Source organism: Cupriavidus taiwanensis (assembly GCF_900250115.1).
GTDB lineage: Bacteria > Pseudomonadota > Gammaproteobacteria > Burkholderiales > Burkholderiaceae > Cupriavidus > Cupriavidus taiwanensis_B.
Window position 1 is genome coordinate 2581238 of record NZ_LT984803.1, and the last position, 13180, is coordinate 2594417.

The 13180-nt window shown below is 68.2% G+C and carries 13 protein-coding genes and 1 tRNA gene; 9 read left to right on the top strand and 5 right to left on the bottom strand.

Translation table 11 applies throughout. The features are described 5' to 3' along the window. Positions 1–78: 78 nt before the first annotated feature. Positions 79–639, top strand: a complete 561-nt coding sequence (locus CBM2586_RS12040; RefSeq protein ID WP_115661470.1) for a flavin reductase family protein — start codon at positions 79–81, stop codon at positions 637–639. A gap of 17 nt (positions 640–656) precedes the next feature. Beyond that, the gene (locus CBM2586_RS12045; protein WP_115661469.1) at positions 657–1115 is read left to right on the top strand and encodes a MarR family winged helix-turn-helix transcriptional regulator; all 459 of its coding nucleotides are present in this window, start codon (positions 657–659) and stop codon (positions 1113–1115) included. On the opposite strand, the gene CBM2586_RS12050 is transcribed toward CBM2586_RS12045, so the two are convergent. Next, positions 1112–1594, bottom strand: a complete 483-nt coding sequence (locus CBM2586_RS12050; protein WP_115687725.1) for an Lrp/AsnC family transcriptional regulator — start codon at positions 1592–1594, stop codon at positions 1112–1114. The genes CBM2586_RS12045 and CBM2586_RS12050 overlap by 4 nt on opposite strands. Before the next feature lie 158 nt (positions 1595–1752). Here CBM2586_RS12050 and kynB point away from each other — a divergent pair, with 158 nt between their 5' ends. From kynB to kynA, 3 genes are read left to right on the top strand one after another with little or no spacing between them, the layout of a single operon-like run. Next, a complete protein-coding gene (gene kynB, locus CBM2586_RS12055) occupies positions 1753–2403 on the top strand; it encodes an arylformamidase (protein WP_115687727.1) in 651 nt (216 codons plus the stop codon). A gap of 36 nt (positions 2404–2439) precedes the next feature. After that, on the top strand, positions 2440–3696 hold the full coding sequence (gene kynU, locus CBM2586_RS12060) for a kynureninase (protein WP_115661466.1): 1257 nt from the start codon (positions 2440–2442) through the stop codon (positions 3694–3696). Positions 3697–3709: 13 nt separating this feature from the next. Next, the gene (kynA, locus tag CBM2586_RS12065) at positions 3710–4588 is read left to right on the top strand and encodes a tryptophan 2,3-dioxygenase (RefSeq protein ID WP_115687729.1); all 879 of its coding nucleotides are present in this window, start codon (positions 3710–3712) and stop codon (positions 4586–4588) included. 49 nt (positions 4589–4637) lie between these two features. Here kynA and CBM2586_RS12070 read toward each other — a convergent pair whose 3' ends face one another. Then, a complete protein-coding gene (locus tag CBM2586_RS12070) occupies positions 4638–5456 on the bottom strand; it encodes an IclR family transcriptional regulator (protein WP_172587072.1) in 819 nt (272 codons plus the stop codon). Between the two features lie 268 nt (positions 5457–5724). Here CBM2586_RS12070 and CBM2586_RS12075 point away from each other — a divergent pair, with 268 nt between their 5' ends. The 4 genes from CBM2586_RS12075 to CBM2586_RS12090 all read left to right on the top strand — a co-directional run bounded on the left by CBM2586_RS12075 (position 5725) and on the right by CBM2586_RS12090 (position 8881). Continuing rightward, entirely contained in the window at positions 5725–6918 is a 1194-nt protein-coding gene (locus CBM2586_RS12075; RefSeq protein WP_062801383.1) for an acyl-CoA dehydrogenase, read from the top strand. Positions 6919–7448: 530 nt separating this feature from the next. Further along, positions 7449–7775, top strand: a complete 327-nt coding sequence (locus tag CBM2586_RS12080) for a DUF883 family protein (protein WP_010813729.1) — start codon at positions 7449–7451, stop codon at positions 7773–7775. A gap of 222 nt (positions 7776–7997) precedes the next feature. Beyond that, complete coding sequence (locus CBM2586_RS12085; protein ID WP_092306926.1) at positions 7998–8378, top strand: phage holin family protein; 381 nt, start codon at positions 7998–8000, stop codon at positions 8376–8378. Beyond that, positions 8375–8881, top strand: a complete 507-nt coding sequence (locus CBM2586_RS12090) for a DUF3318 domain-containing protein (RefSeq protein WP_115661464.1) — start codon at positions 8375–8377, stop codon at positions 8879–8881. The genes CBM2586_RS12085 and CBM2586_RS12090 overlap by 4 nt, the downstream gene beginning before the upstream one ends. A 13-nt stretch (positions 8882–8894) precedes the next feature. Here the strand turns inward: CBM2586_RS12090 and CBM2586_RS12095 are convergent, their stop codons facing one another. The 3 genes from CBM2586_RS12095 to CBM2586_RS12105 all read right to left on the bottom strand — a co-directional run bounded on the left by CBM2586_RS12095 (position 8895) and on the right by CBM2586_RS12105 (position 13163). After that, entirely contained in the window at positions 8895–11753 is a 2859-nt protein-coding gene (locus CBM2586_RS12095) for an EAL domain-containing protein (protein WP_115687731.1), read from the bottom strand. Between the two features lie 151 nt (positions 11754–11904). Continuing rightward, positions 11905–11980, bottom strand: a tRNA-Lys gene (locus CBM2586_RS12100). A 67-nt stretch (positions 11981–12047) separates the two neighbouring features. Next, positions 12048–13163, bottom strand: a complete 1116-nt coding sequence (locus CBM2586_RS12105; protein ID WP_115661460.1) for a YeeE/YedE family protein — start codon at positions 13161–13163, stop codon at positions 12048–12050. Positions 13164–13180: the final 17 nt, after the last annotated feature.

Consider the following 13180-nt stretch of genomic DNA (forward strand, 5'->3'; position numbering starts at 1 on the left):
CTGCGGCGCCGGGCTTGAACTCGCCGCCCCTGGCGCGAATAATATATATGAAATTTCATGAACTCCAGTGGAGCCCCCATGGGCATGCCTGAGGCCCAGCCACGGATCGCCAGCGTGGCCGCCGCGCCGGACTTCGATGCGATGCACTTCCGCCGCACCCTGTCGCAGTTCGCGACCGGGGTCACGGTGATCACCACGCGCGCCAGCAACGAGTCGGTTGCGGCGGGCGCGCCGCCGTACATCGGCATCACCGCCAGCTCCTTCAACTCGGTGTCGCTGGAGCCGCCGCTGGTGCTGTGGAGCATGGCCACGCGCGCCAACAGCCTGCCGATGTTCCGCGACGGCACCCACTACATCATCAACGTGCTGTCGGCCTCGCAGCTGGACCTGTGCCAGCGCTTCGCCACGCTCAAGGGCGATCGCTTCGCCGGCGTCGACTACCGGCTCTCGGCCACCGGCCTGCCGATCCTGTCGAATGCGCTGGCCTGGTTCGAATGCCACAACCGCAGCCGCTACGACGAAGGCGACCACGTCATCTTCGTCGGCGAAGTGGAGCGCTGCGGCGTGCTCGACGGCAAGGACGGCCCGCTGGTGTTCCAGGGCGGCCAGTTCACCACCACCGCCCCGCTCGATCCCTGAACCGCCCCTGCCCCATCATGGCGGACCTGCCGGCAGCACCCTCGCCCCAGCCCTTCGTCGACGGCTACCTGGCCTACCTGCTGGCCCGCGCCAGCCATCTGATCTCGGGCGAATTCCATCGCGAGGTCGAGGCCAGCGGCCTTTCGGTGCAGGAATGGCGCGTGCTGGCCACGCTGGCCGACCGCCCCGACTGCACCGTCGGCGCGCTCGCGGAAATCACGCTGACCAAGCAGCCCACGCTGACCAAGCTGGTCGATCGCATGGCGCACGACGGCCTGGTCCGGCGCCGTGCCGGCAAGACCGACCGCCGCCAGGCGCTGGTTTCGATCACGCCGCGCGGCCTGGCGCTGGTGCGGCCGCTGCTCGAGCGCGCCGCGCAGCACGAGCGCGCGGTGCTGGATGACTTCGGCGCCCGCGAGGGCGCGCAGCTGAAGGAAAGCCTGCGGCAGCTGATCGCGCTGCATACGCAGCGCTAGGCCTGCGCGGCCGCCTTCAGGATTGCCAGCGGCGAACTGTCCACCTTGATCCGCTGCAGCACGATATTCGAGCGGATATCCATCACCCCCGGGGTGCGGTACAGCCGGTTCACGATGAAGTCGGAGTAGTGCTTCAGGTTGCGCGCTTGCACGCGCAGGATGTAGTTGCTGTCGCCGGTGATGATGTACGCCGAGAGCACTTCCGGCCACGACTGCACCGCGGCGATAAAGGTGTCGTGCCAGCCCTCCACGTCATGGCGCATCGACACTTGCACGATCGCCTCCAGCTCCAGCCCCAGCTGCTCGGCATCGAACCACGCGCGATAGCCGCCGATCACCCCTGACTCTTCCAGCAGCCGGACCCGGCGCAGGCATGCCGACGGCGACAGCGCCACGCGGTCGGCCAGGTCCTGGTTGCTGATGCGGCCGTTCTCCTGCAAACAGGTCAGGATGCGCAAATCGGTGGGATCGAGGTTCATTCGAATTTCCTTCGAGTAATCGGCGATTTTTCGCATTCTATGCGAAAGACAGCTAGGATGACGGGTCATTTAGCAAGCCTCTTGCCGCCGTTTTTGACTATGATTCCCGACATCGAGGCACACAGAAACGGCGCCCGCAGACGGCGCCGCCCACACCCATGACCGCCCCCAATCCCGACCCGCGCCGGCTGTGGGACATCAGCCCGCCGCTGTCTCCCGCCACGCCGGTGTGGCCCGGCGATACGCCGTTCCAGCAGCAGCCGGCCTGGCAGATCGACGCGCAGTGTCCGGTCAATGTCGGGCGCATCACGCTGTCGCCGCATACCGGCGCGCATGCGGACGCGCCGCTGCACTATGCCGCCGACGGCGCCCCGATCGGCGCGGTGCCGCTGGCGCCCTACCTGGGCCGCTGCCGCGTGATCCACTGCATCGGCGCGGCGCCGCTGGTGCTGCCGCATCATGTCGGGCACGCGCTCGACCAGTTGCCGCCGCGGGTGCTGCTGCGCACCTACCGGCAGGCGCCGCTGGCGCAGTGGGATCCGGCCTTCTGCGCGGTGTCGCCCGACACCATCGCGCTGCTGGCCGCGCACGGCGTGCAGCTGGTCGGCATCGACACGCCCTCGCTCGATCCGCAGGAGTCGAAGACCATGGACGCGCACAACGCGGTGCGCCGCCATGGCCTGGCGATCCTGGAAGGCATCGTGCTGGACCAGGTCGATGCCGGCGACTATGAACTGATCGCGCTGCCGCTGCGCTTTGCCGCGCTGGACGCCAGCCCGGTGCGCGCGGTGCTGCGCAGCCTCGACTGAACTTTTTTCCGAACCCGCCTGGCTTTTCTGCACGACATGACGACCATTGACCGCGAGCACTGTATCCGGCTCGACCAGCAAGACCCGCTGCGCCCGCTGCGCGACCAGTTCGCGCTGCCCCACGGCGTGATCTACCTCGACGGCAACTCGCTCGGCGCCCGCCCGCGCGCCGCCGCCGCGCGCGCCGCGCAGGTGGTGGCCGAGGAATGGGGCGACGGCCTGATCCGCAGCTGGAACACCGCCGGCTGGTTCGACCTGCCGCAGCGCCTGGGCAACAAGCTGGCGCCGCTGGTGGGCGCGGGCCACGATGAAGTGGTGGTCACCGACACCACCTCGATCAACCTGTTCAAGGTGCTGGCCGCGGCGCTGCGCGTGCAGCAGACGCGCGACCCGGCGCGCAAGGTGATCGTCTCCGAGGCCAGCAACTTTCCCACCGACCTGTATATCGCCCAGGGCCTGGCCGACCTGCTGCAGCAGGGCTACTCGCTGCGGCTGGTGAACTCGCCGGCGGAGATCGACGCCGCCGTCGGCGCCGATACCGCGGTGCTGATGCTGACGCACGTCAACTACAAGACTGGCGAGATGCTCGACATGGCCGGGCTGACCGAACTGGCCCATGCCCGCGGCGCGCTGACGGTGTGGGACCTGTGCCATTCGGCCGGTGCCGTGCCGGTCGACCTGAAGGCGGCCGGGGCCGACTACGCCATCGGCTGCACCTACAAGTACCTGAACGGCGGCCCGGGTTCGCCCGCCTTCGTCTGGGTGGCGCCGGCGCTGCGCGACGCCTTCTGGCAACCGCTGTCGGGCTGGTGGGGCCATGCCGCCCCGTTTGCGATGGATCCGCAGTACCGGCCGGTCGAGGGCGTGCGCCGCTTCCTGTGCGGCACGCAGCCGGTCACGTCGCTGGCCATGGTCGAGTGCGGACTGGACGTGTTCGCGCAGACCGACATGCAGGCGCTGCGCGCCAAGTCGCTGCAGCTGACCGACCTGTTCATCGCGCTGGTGGAAGCCCGCTGCGGTGACCACCCGCTGACGCTGGTGACGCCGCGCGAACACGCGCGCAGGGGCAGCCAGGTCAGCCTGGAGCATCCGCAGGGCTACGCGCTGGTGCAGGCCCTGATCGAGCGTGGCGTGATCGGCGACTACCGCGAGCCGCGCATCGCCCGCTTCGGCTTCACGCCGCTCTACACCAGCTTTGCCGAGGTGTGGGATGCTGTGGAAATCCTGCGCGACGTGCTGGACAGCGGCGCGTATCGCGACGCGCGCTTCCAGACTCGCGGCCAGGTGACCTGACCGGGAGCGCATCATGAGCGAATTCAAGGGATGCCCCTTCTCCGGCGCGGCGCCGGCAGCCACGCCGCAGGGCGACGGCTGGCACGGCGCGCAGATGGATTTCGCCAAGGACATGAGCTATGGCGACTACCTCGGCCTTGACCAGATCCTGAGCGCGCAGCATCCGCTGTCGCCGGACCACAACGAGATGCTGTTTATCGTGCAGCACCAGACCACCGAGCTGTGGATGAAGCTGATGCTGCACGAGCTGCGCGCCGCGCGCGAATCGGTCAAGGGCGACAGCCTGCCGCCGGCGTTCAAGATGCTGACGCGCGTGTCGCGCATCATGGACCAGCTGGTGCAGGCGTGGAACGTGCTGGCCACCATGACGCCGCCGGAATACTCGGCGATGCGGCCCTACCTGGGCATGTCGTCGGGCTTCCAGTCGTACCAGTACCGCGAGATCGAGTTCATCCTGGGCAACAAGAATGCCGCCATGCTCAGGCCGCATGCGCACCGGCCCGAGCACCTGGCGCTGGTCGAGGCCGCGCTGAAGACCCCGTCGCTGTACGACGAGGCGATCCGGCTGATGGCGCGGCGCGGCTTTGCCATCGACGCCGCTTGGGTCGAGCGCGACTGGAGCCAGCCGACCACGTACAACGCCTCGGTCGAGGCAGCGTGGCTGGAGGTCTACCGCAACCCCGGCGCGCACTGGGAACTGTATGAGCTGGGCGAGAAGTTCGTCGACCTGGAAGACGCGTTCCGGCAATGGCGCTTCCGCCATGTGACCACGGTCGAGCGAGTGATCGGTTTCAAGCGCGGCACTGGCGGCACCGAAGGTGTCAGCTATCTGCGCAAGATGCTGGACGTGGTGCTGTTTCCGGAACTGTGGAAGCTGCGCACCGACCTTTGAACCGCGCCGTTCCTGCGCGCGCGGACCGCGATACGGCCGGCGGGCGGCCTCAGCCCGCCGGCTCGGACAACCTTGCCGCCAGCGTCTGCAGCGCCGGCGCCAGGGTCTGGTGGAACACCGCCTCGTCCACTGCCCCATACGAAGCACTGCAGCTCAGCATGTGCAGCTCTTTCTCCCCCACCGGCCGGAACGCCACCGCGCAGGCATGGATGGCCGGATGCCAGTCGCGGAACGACGCCGCATAGCCACGCTGCTGCGCCTCGGCCAGCGCGGCGCGGGTGGCGGCCTCCTGCTGCTTCCATTGCTCCGGGAAGGCCTGGCTGAACTCGGCCATCACGCGCTCGCGGCGCGCCGCCGGCAACGCGGCCAGGTAGGCCCGCCCCATCGAGCTCGAGACCAGCGACAGCCGCGAGCCGACGCCCAGCCCTAGCATCACGCCGGCGTCGTTGCGGATCGATTCCAGGTAGATCACCTCCATGCGCTCGCGCTTGCCGAGCGACACCGAGACCCCGTACGACTGCGCGAACGCCAGCATGTGCGGGCGCGCCAGCGCCACCACATCCGACGCCGACAGGTAGGCATAGCCCAGCGCCAGCACCCCGGCATCGAGCGCGTATTTGCCCAGGCCCTCGTCATAGCGCAGGTAGCCAAGCTGCACCAGCGTGCCGGCCAGCCGGCTCACCGTGGCCTTGGGAAATCCGGTGCGGCGCACGAACTCCTGGTTGCCCAGCATGGCCTCGCCGGTACGGAAGCAGCGCAGCAGTTCAAGCCCGCGCGCCAGCGCGGTGACGAAGTTAGGGTCGCTGTCGCGCACGGGTGCCGCGGCAGCTTCCTGGGGAAGTGACAGATCGGGGTTGGGGTTGGCCAAGGTTCGCGGCTCCAGTCGGCGCTTGTCCGTTCATCGCACAAAGGCTGGGTGGGTCAGGGTTTTGCCGGTTGCGTGGCAAGACCGTTGCGATATACTAATTCAACGGAACACAGTTCCGCAATGCGGAACTATCAGGATCCCGAAAAAATCCTCCGCACGATCATCGACCGATCACCAAACCCATTACGAATGACGGAATCCGCCGGCGCGGACCACGGCACGCCAGCCAACCGCCCGCCGCTTCCCTGTGCTACCGAAGGAGACCTGCATGGCTGCCAACGCCGAATTCCACTGGGCCGACCCCCTGCTGCTCGACCAGCAACTGAGCGCCGACGAACGCGCCGTGCGTGACGCCTCCGCGGCGTACTGCCAGGACAAGCTGATGCCGCGCGTGCTGCAATCGTTCCGCAACGAGAAGACCGACGTCGAGATCTTCCGCGAGATGGGTGAACTCGGCCTGCTCGGCCCGACCATCCCCGAGCAATATGGCGGCCCGGGCCTCAACTACGTCAGCTACGGCCTAATCGCGCGTGAAGTGGAGCGCGTCGATTCTGGCTACCGCTCGATGATGAGCGTGCAGTCGTCGCTGGTGATGGTCCCGATCTACGAATTCGGCACCGAGGCGCAGAAGCAGAAGTACCTGCCCAAGCTCGCCACCGGCGAGTGGATCGGCTGCTTCGGCCTGACCGAGCCGAACCACGGTTCCGACCCGGGCTCGATGGTGACCCGCGCGAAGAAGGTTGACGGCGGCTACGAGCTGACCGGCGCCAAGATGTGGATCACCAACTCGCCGATCGCCGACGTGTTCGTGGTCTGGGCCAAGCTGCAGGGCGAAGACGGCAAGGAAGACATCCGCGGCTTCATCCTGGAAAAGGGCTGGAAGGGCCTGAGCGCCCCGGCGATCCATGGCAAGGTCGGCCTGCGCACCTCGATCACCGGCGAGATCGTGCTGGACCAGGTGTTCGTACCGGAAGAGAACATCATGCCGGGCGTGAAGGGCCTGAAGGGTCCGTTCACCTGCCTGAACTCGGCCCGCTACGGCATCGCCTGGGGCGCGCTGGGCGCCGCCGAATTCTGCTGGCACACCGCGCGCCAGTACACGCTGGACCGCAAGCAGTTCGGCCGCCCGCTGGCCCAGACCCAGCTGGTGCAGAAGAAGCTGGCCGACATGCAGACCGAGATCACGCTGGGCCTGCAGGGCTGCCTGCGTCTGGGCCGCATGAAGGACGAAGGCACCGCCGCGGTGGAGATCACCTCGATCATGAAGCGCAACTCGTGCGGCAAGTCGCTCGACATCGCCCGCGTGGCGCGCGACATGCTGGGCGGCAACGGCATCTCGGACGAATTCGGCGTGATCCGCCACGTGGTGAACCTCGAGGTGGTCAACACCTACGAAGGCACCCATGACATCCACGCGCTGATCCTGGGCCGCGCCCAGACCGGCCTGCAAGCCTTCTTCTGATCGGAGCATGAAAAAAGCCCGGCGATGAAGCCGGGCCAAGCACACTACCAAGGAGACGACGAGGCTGCCCCCGTCGATACAACACCTGCCTTGCACACGGCCCCGCCCTGGCGGGGCCGTGTTCATTTGTCGGGCGGCGAGAACCGCAGGCCCCGGCCGTCGCCGGGCCACGCATGCAAGCGGATGCGGCCTGCGCTGGAATCCTGTCCCAGGTCCGCGGCGATAGCGCCAAGTCGCAATGCCATGCTCGGTTCTCCTGATTTCACGGTGGAACCAGGGTAACTGGATTGATATCCAACCCAAACGAATATAAAGTCACTACAAAATCACTCGTAGTCATATAGGCATTCTCTGACATCCATCACGCCCGCTTTCGTGCATGCTGGCAATACTTGGGCGTCGACCCGCAGCGAACCCGCAGCGAACCCGCAACCGACCCTGTTCCGGGCGCGTTGCCTTGAAACGGCGACGTGTCGCCACATATGCTTAGTATCAGACCGACAAATGCCGTTAGCCTCGGAGCGAAGAAAATGTCAGAATCCGCACAAACCGAACCAACCGCCCGCAAACAGGAGAAACTGATGAGCGATGTGAAGACCGTTCTGTCCGACGCCGAGGAACTGCTGAAGCAAGCCGCCTCGACCACCGGGGAAAAGGCCGCCGAACTGCGCGAGCGTGGCATGGGCCTGCTCAAGCAAGCCAAGGAGAAGGCCCAGGACCTGCAAGATGCCGTCGTAACCAAGAGCAAGGCCGCCGCGCGTGCCACCGACGACTACGTGCACGACCACCCGTGGCGCGCGGTGGGTGTCGCCGCCGGCGTGGGCCTGCTGATCGGTCTGCTGCTCAACCGCAAGTAAGCGCTGCAAATCCGGCGCGGCTCGCCAAGGCCGCGCCATCGTGGCAACCCGCCCGGCGGGTTGCCAATGGCCGGGGCGCCCGGTGTGCCGGTAACGCTGTCGCGGTTGACCTCTCATGGCCAACCGTTCGTTGCCGACACGACCTGGCGCCGCATCCGGCCTTGCCAGCTGGATAGGTGCGTACGGCCATGCCGGCGCACCGCTCTTTCACGCCGGAGCCGCATGAGCGAAGCCACCCCTTCCCCCAAGTTCCTCGACGCCGTGCGCAACCTGGCCGGCTCGCTCGTGGCGATGGTGCAGACGCGCCTGGAGCTTGCCAGCGTGGAGCTGGCCGAGGAGCGCACGCGCTTGCTGAAGGTCGCCCTGCTGGCCTTGTTCGGGCTGGCGTTCTTCGGGCTGGGCCTGGTCACGCTGACCGCCCTCATCGCGATCCTGTTCTGGGACACCTACCGCTGGCAGGCGCTGGGCGCCCTGACGGTGCTCTACCTGGTGCTGTGCGCCGTCTGCCTGGCGTACGCCCGCAGCGTGCTGCGCAACGCGCCGCCGATGCTGGAAGCCACCCTCGCCGAAATCGACAAAGACCGGGAGATCCTGCGCCGATGAGCACACTCGACCCTGACGACGCCACGTCCGCACGCGAACGCGGCGAATACCCGCGCGCGCCCCGGTTCACGCAAGAGGTGCGCCTGCCGCTGGCGGTGCGCAAGGAACTGCTGCTGACCCGCGCCGCCCTCGAACGCCACGATTGCCTGCAGGCCCTGCGCGCGGTGCGCGGCGGCGTGCACCGCCTGGGCACCGTCAGCGCCTGGCTGCCGCGGATCGCGCGGCCGGGCTCGTGGATGAAGGTGGTCGGCCTGACCAAGGACTACCCGCTCCTGAGCACCGCGGTGACGCTGGCGCTGCCGCTGGTCAAGCGCGTGCCGGTGCTGCGCTGGAGCTGGAAGCTGTCCAAGCTCGGCCTGGTCGCCGGCGCGGCCTACTGGGCCTACAACACCTGGCGCGAGGCCAAGGGCCAGGCGGTACCGCCGGCCAGCGTGCCGACCCCGGCCCCGGCGGGCACTCCGCCCGCCGCCGACACCGGCTTCCGCGATCCGCTGATCCCCTGACAATCTGGACGACTCAGCCGGCCAGCGCCAGCGCCGGCCGCGCCCCGGCCTCCGGGGCGAACGGCACCGGCGGCGCAATGTGGTAGCCCTGCGCCAGGTCCACGCCCAGCTCGCGCAGGCGCTCGAGCATCGCCTCGTTCTCGACGAATTCGGCAATGGTCTGCTTGCCCATGGCGTGGCCGATGCGCTGGATCACCTCCACCATCACCAGGTTGACCGGATCGACCAGCATATCGCGCACGAAACTGCCGTCGATCTTCAGGTAGGCCGCCGGCAGGTGCTTCAGGTAGGTGAACGAGGACATGCCGGCGCCGAAGTCGTCCAGCGCGAACTGGCAGCCGAGCTGCTGCAACTGCATGATGAACGCCCCGGCCTGGGCCAGGTTGGCAATCGCCGCCGTTTCGGTGATCTCGAAGCAGATGCCGTCCAGCGCGATGCCGAAGCGCTGCGCCTGTTCGCGCACGAAATCCGGGAACTGGAGGTCGGCCAGCGACGAGCCTGACAGGTTGATCGCGCAGATGGCGGTCTCGGCCTGGCGTCCCACCAGCGTGGCAAACGCGGTCTCGACCACCCAGCGGTCGATCATCGGCATCAGGTTGTAGCGCTCGCAGGCCGGCACGAAGGCCATCGGCGGCACCACGCGGCCGCGCTCGTCGACCATGCGCAGCAACAGCTCCACATGGCGCCCCCGCGCCGACGGCGTGCCCGGCTGCACCGGCACGATCTCCTGCGAGAACAGGCAGAAGCGGCCGGCCGCCAGCGCCGCGTGCACGCGGCTGACCCACTCCATCTCGCCATGGCGCGCCTGCACCACGCTGTCCAGCGGATGGTAGACCTGCACGCGGTTGCGCCCGCCTTCCTTGGCCACGTAGCACGCCGCGTCGGCCGCGCTCAGCGCCTCGGCCACGCTGCCGGTGTGCCGGTCCAGCGTGACCAGGCCGATGCTGGCGCCGACCGCGAAGGTGCGCTGCCGGTGCGCAAAGCGGAAGCTCGCAATGGCGTGGCGCAAGCCCTCGGCCACGCGCTCGCCGTCGGCGGCGCCGCAATGCTCGAGCAGCACGCCAAACTCGTCGCCGCCCAGCCGCGCCAGCATGTCGCTGCGGCGCAGATGGCCGCGCATGATCTCGGCCATCTGCCGGATCAGCTCGTCGCCGGCGGCATGGCCGCAGGTGTCGTTGACCACCTTGAACTGATCCAGGTCCAGGTACATCAACGTGTGCGGGATGCCCTGCGTGCGCGCACGCTCGATCGCCGCGGCCAGCCGGCGCTCGAATTCGGCGCGGTTGACCAGGCCGGTCAGCGCGTCGTGGCTGGCCTCGTATGCGAGGCGCGCGGCATGCGCGCGTTCCTGGCTGATGTCGTGCAGCACCACCACCACGCCGATGGCCTGCGCGGCGCGGTCGCGGATCAACGCCACCGACGGCTTGACCACCAGCGCCGGTCCGGGCTGCCCGGCACCATCGCGCTGCACCAGCTGAGCCGAGCGGGTGTGCCAGCGCTGCTGCAAGGCCAGCATCACGATATCAGGCAGCGGCGCCTGGCTGTCCTCGTCGCGCAGCACGCAGACCTGGCTCAGCGGCAGCCCGCGCGCCCCGGCTTCGCGCCATCCGGTCAGCGCTTCGGCGGCGGGATTGAGCGACTGCACGCGGCCCCATACATCGGCGGTCACCACCGCATCGCCGATGGCCTGCAGCGTGACCTGGGCGCGCTCCTTTTCGGCAAACAGCTGGGTCTCGTAGCGCTTGTGCTCGGAGATATCGGTGAGCGAGCCCGCCATGCGCGCGCGCCGGCGCCCGGCACCGCGCACCAGCCGGCCGCGTGCCCGCACCCACAGGTAGTCCCCGGCGCGGTTGCGCAGGCGGAATTCGGCGTCATAGGGCTCGCCGCTGCGCAGGTGGTATGCCAGCCTGGCTTCGAACGCCGCCAGCTCGGACGGATGCAGAAGCCCCAGCACGGTTTCGCGCGCATTCGGCAGCTCGTCGGCGCGGTAGCCCAACATCTGTGCGCAGCGCGCCGAGAAATACAGTTCGCCGCGGCCAGGATGCCAGTCCCACAGGCCATCGTTGCTGCCCTCGACCGCCAGCTGCAGCTGCTCTTCACTTTGCGCCAGGGCCTCGCGCAGCCGGCGCTCACGCCGCAGCGGCCCCAACGACAGCAGGATCGCCGACATCAGCAGCGCCGCCGCCATCACCGCGCTGCCGCTGGTGAGCAGCCGCATGACCCGGCGCGAGGCGTGGCCCAGGTGTCCCGAGAAGGCACGTTCCAGCGGCGTCAGCCGGGCGTCGATCTGCGCGATGTTGCGCAGCACAGGCGCCACGCAGGCGTCGTCGCACCCGGGCTGACCGGCCAGGCGCCGCAGCGCCAGCGCCTGCTCATGCAACGCAAAGATCTCGAGATCGCCCTGTGCCCACACGCGGATGGCCGCGTCGACCTCATGGATATGGCGGAAGTTCCGGTACAGGCGCACCATCCGCGGGATGTCTTCGGGGTGGTTGCCGCCGGCCAGCAGGCCCTCGCGCACGCGCTCCAGGTCGGGCTCGGCGCGGTCCAGTTCCAGGCGGGCGCGGTGGTCGCCGAACGGGATCGCGATGGACGCCAGGTAGGCGTCGAAATCCGCCGGATCGCGGTCCTCGCCGTAGCGCAGCAGGTGCAGCACGGCGTTCTTCTGGCCCTTGGACCACTGGCTCTCGCCGGCGACGAAGGCGCGCGCGGCCGACAGCAGGTCCAGGCTGGCGATGCTGAACAACGCCAGCGCCACCACCACCGGTACGAACGGCCAGATGATGCGCAGCACATGCCCGCTGGCCGGCAAGGAAACGCCTGCTTGCCGCATAGGTCTTGTTCGGGGGGCCGTGTCTCGCGGCCGTTCCATGGGTCCGCGGTCCACGCGCCGCGGTTAGCCCATTGTGCGGCGCGCGCCGGGCCCGCGTCTCTACCTCGAACTAGTTAAAGCATCCCCTACCATCGGGGCATGCCAGATGCAAAAAGGGCCTGTGACGTGCGCCACAGGCCCTTCGCAATACTGGTGGGTCGTGCGTGACTCGAACACGCGACCAACGGATTAAAAGTCCGCTGCTCTACCGACTGAGCTAACGACCCGAAAAAACAGAACCGCGATTATAGTGATGCGATTCTCGATGTGTCAAGGCCATGGTGCGCCAGCGTCTTACACCATGCGTTCCAGGCGCCACATCTGGTAGCGGAACGCCAGCACCGCGCCGGCCAGGATGCCGGCCAGCGCAATGAACGAGCCCAGCGCCAGCGTCGACACGCCCGACAGCCCCTGCCCCACCGTGCAGCCCAGCGCCGTCACCCCGCCCGCGCCCATCAGGATGCCGCCGACAATGTGGTTGGCCACGTCCTCGGCATTGCCGAAGCCTTCCCAGCGGAAGGTGCGGGTGGCCAGCGCATACGCGGCCGCGCCGGCGATCACGCCGAACACGCTGACGATGCCGATGGTCAGCACCTTGCTCTTGTCGCTGAACAGCATCAGCCAGTCGAGCGTGTAGGCATACGGCGCGACGAAGCTCAGGCTTTCCATGCGGCCGCTGTTGGTCGAGACGAACAGTTCTTCCAGCGTATTGGGGTCTTCGGCAACGTAGCCGAGGTGGCCCGACACGTACCACATCGCCACGATGATCAGGCCCACGCCGAGGCCGCCGAGCAGGTTGTCGAAGGTGCGGAAGCCGCGCCCCGCCAGCGCCCACGCCGCCAGCACGCCGCCCAGCGCCAGGCCCAGCCCCAGTTGGAGCACGCCGCGCGCCGCGCCGGTGCCCTGCGCCAGCACCGACGGCAGGTCCTGCGTGGTCGGCAGCGCCAGCGCCACCGCATCGACGGTATTGACTCGCACCACGCCGAACAGGCCGCGCAGTGTCATGTAGGCCGACAACCCCAGGAACACGAACACCACCAGCGACTTCAGGTTGCCCGCGCCGATCCGCACCAGGGTCTTGCTGCCGCAGCCGGACGCCAGCACCATGCCGAAGCCGAACATCAGCCCGCCGGCCAGCGCCGACAGCCAGGCCAGCTTGCTGGCGGCATAGATGGTCTTGGTCGGGTCGATCGCGCCGTGCCAGGCCAGCACGCCGGTGCCGATCATGGCCACCCCGATCGCCAGCGCCCACATGCGCATGCGGCTCCAGTCACCCATGTTGACGATGTCCGAGACCGCCCCCATGGTGCAGAAGTGCGTGCGCTGCAGCAGCGCGCCAAACAGGAAGGTCAGGACGAAGGTGCTCAGCAGCACCGAGCGCGAGAGCGCGGCAAGATCGATTTCAGGCATGGGGCGGGAACGGCGGA

Coding starts and splice junctions, on each gene's coding strand:
- CBM2586_RS12040 (WP_115661470.1), top strand. CDS start 79: ATGGGCATGCCTGAGGCCCAGCCACGGATCGCCAGCGTGGCCGCCGCG.
- CBM2586_RS12045 (WP_115661469.1), top strand. CDS start 657: ATGGCGGACCTGCCGGCAGCACCCTCGCCCCAGCCCTTCGTCGACGGC.
- CBM2586_RS12050 (WP_115687725.1), bottom strand. CDS start 1,594: ATGAACCTCGATCCCACCGATTTGCGCATCCTGACCTGTTTGCAGGAG.
- kynB (WP_115687727.1), top strand. CDS start 1,753: ATGACCGCCCCCAATCCCGACCCGCGCCGGCTGTGGGACATCAGCCCG.
- kynU (WP_115661466.1), top strand. CDS start 2,440: ATGACGACCATTGACCGCGAGCACTGTATCCGGCTCGACCAGCAAGAC.
- kynA (WP_115687729.1), top strand. CDS start 3,710: ATGAGCGAATTCAAGGGATGCCCCTTCTCCGGCGCGGCGCCGGCAGCC.
- CBM2586_RS12075 (WP_062801383.1), top strand. CDS start 5,725: ATGGCTGCCAACGCCGAATTCCACTGGGCCGACCCCCTGCTGCTCGAC.
- CBM2586_RS12080 (WP_010813729.1), top strand. CDS start 7,449: ATGTCAGAATCCGCACAAACCGAACCAACCGCCCGCAAACAGGAGAAA.
- CBM2586_RS12085 (WP_092306926.1), top strand. CDS start 7,998: ATGAGCGAAGCCACCCCTTCCCCCAAGTTCCTCGACGCCGTGCGCAAC.
- CBM2586_RS12090 (WP_115661464.1), top strand. CDS start 8,375: ATGAGCACACTCGACCCTGACGACGCCACGTCCGCACGCGAACGCGGC.
- CBM2586_RS12095 (WP_115687731.1), bottom strand. CDS start 11,753: ATGGAACGGCCGCGAGACACGGCCCCCCGAACAAGACCTATGCGGCAA.
- CBM2586_RS12105 (WP_115661460.1), bottom strand. CDS start 13,163: ATGCCTGAAATCGATCTTGCCGCGCTCTCGCGCTCGGTGCTGCTGAGC.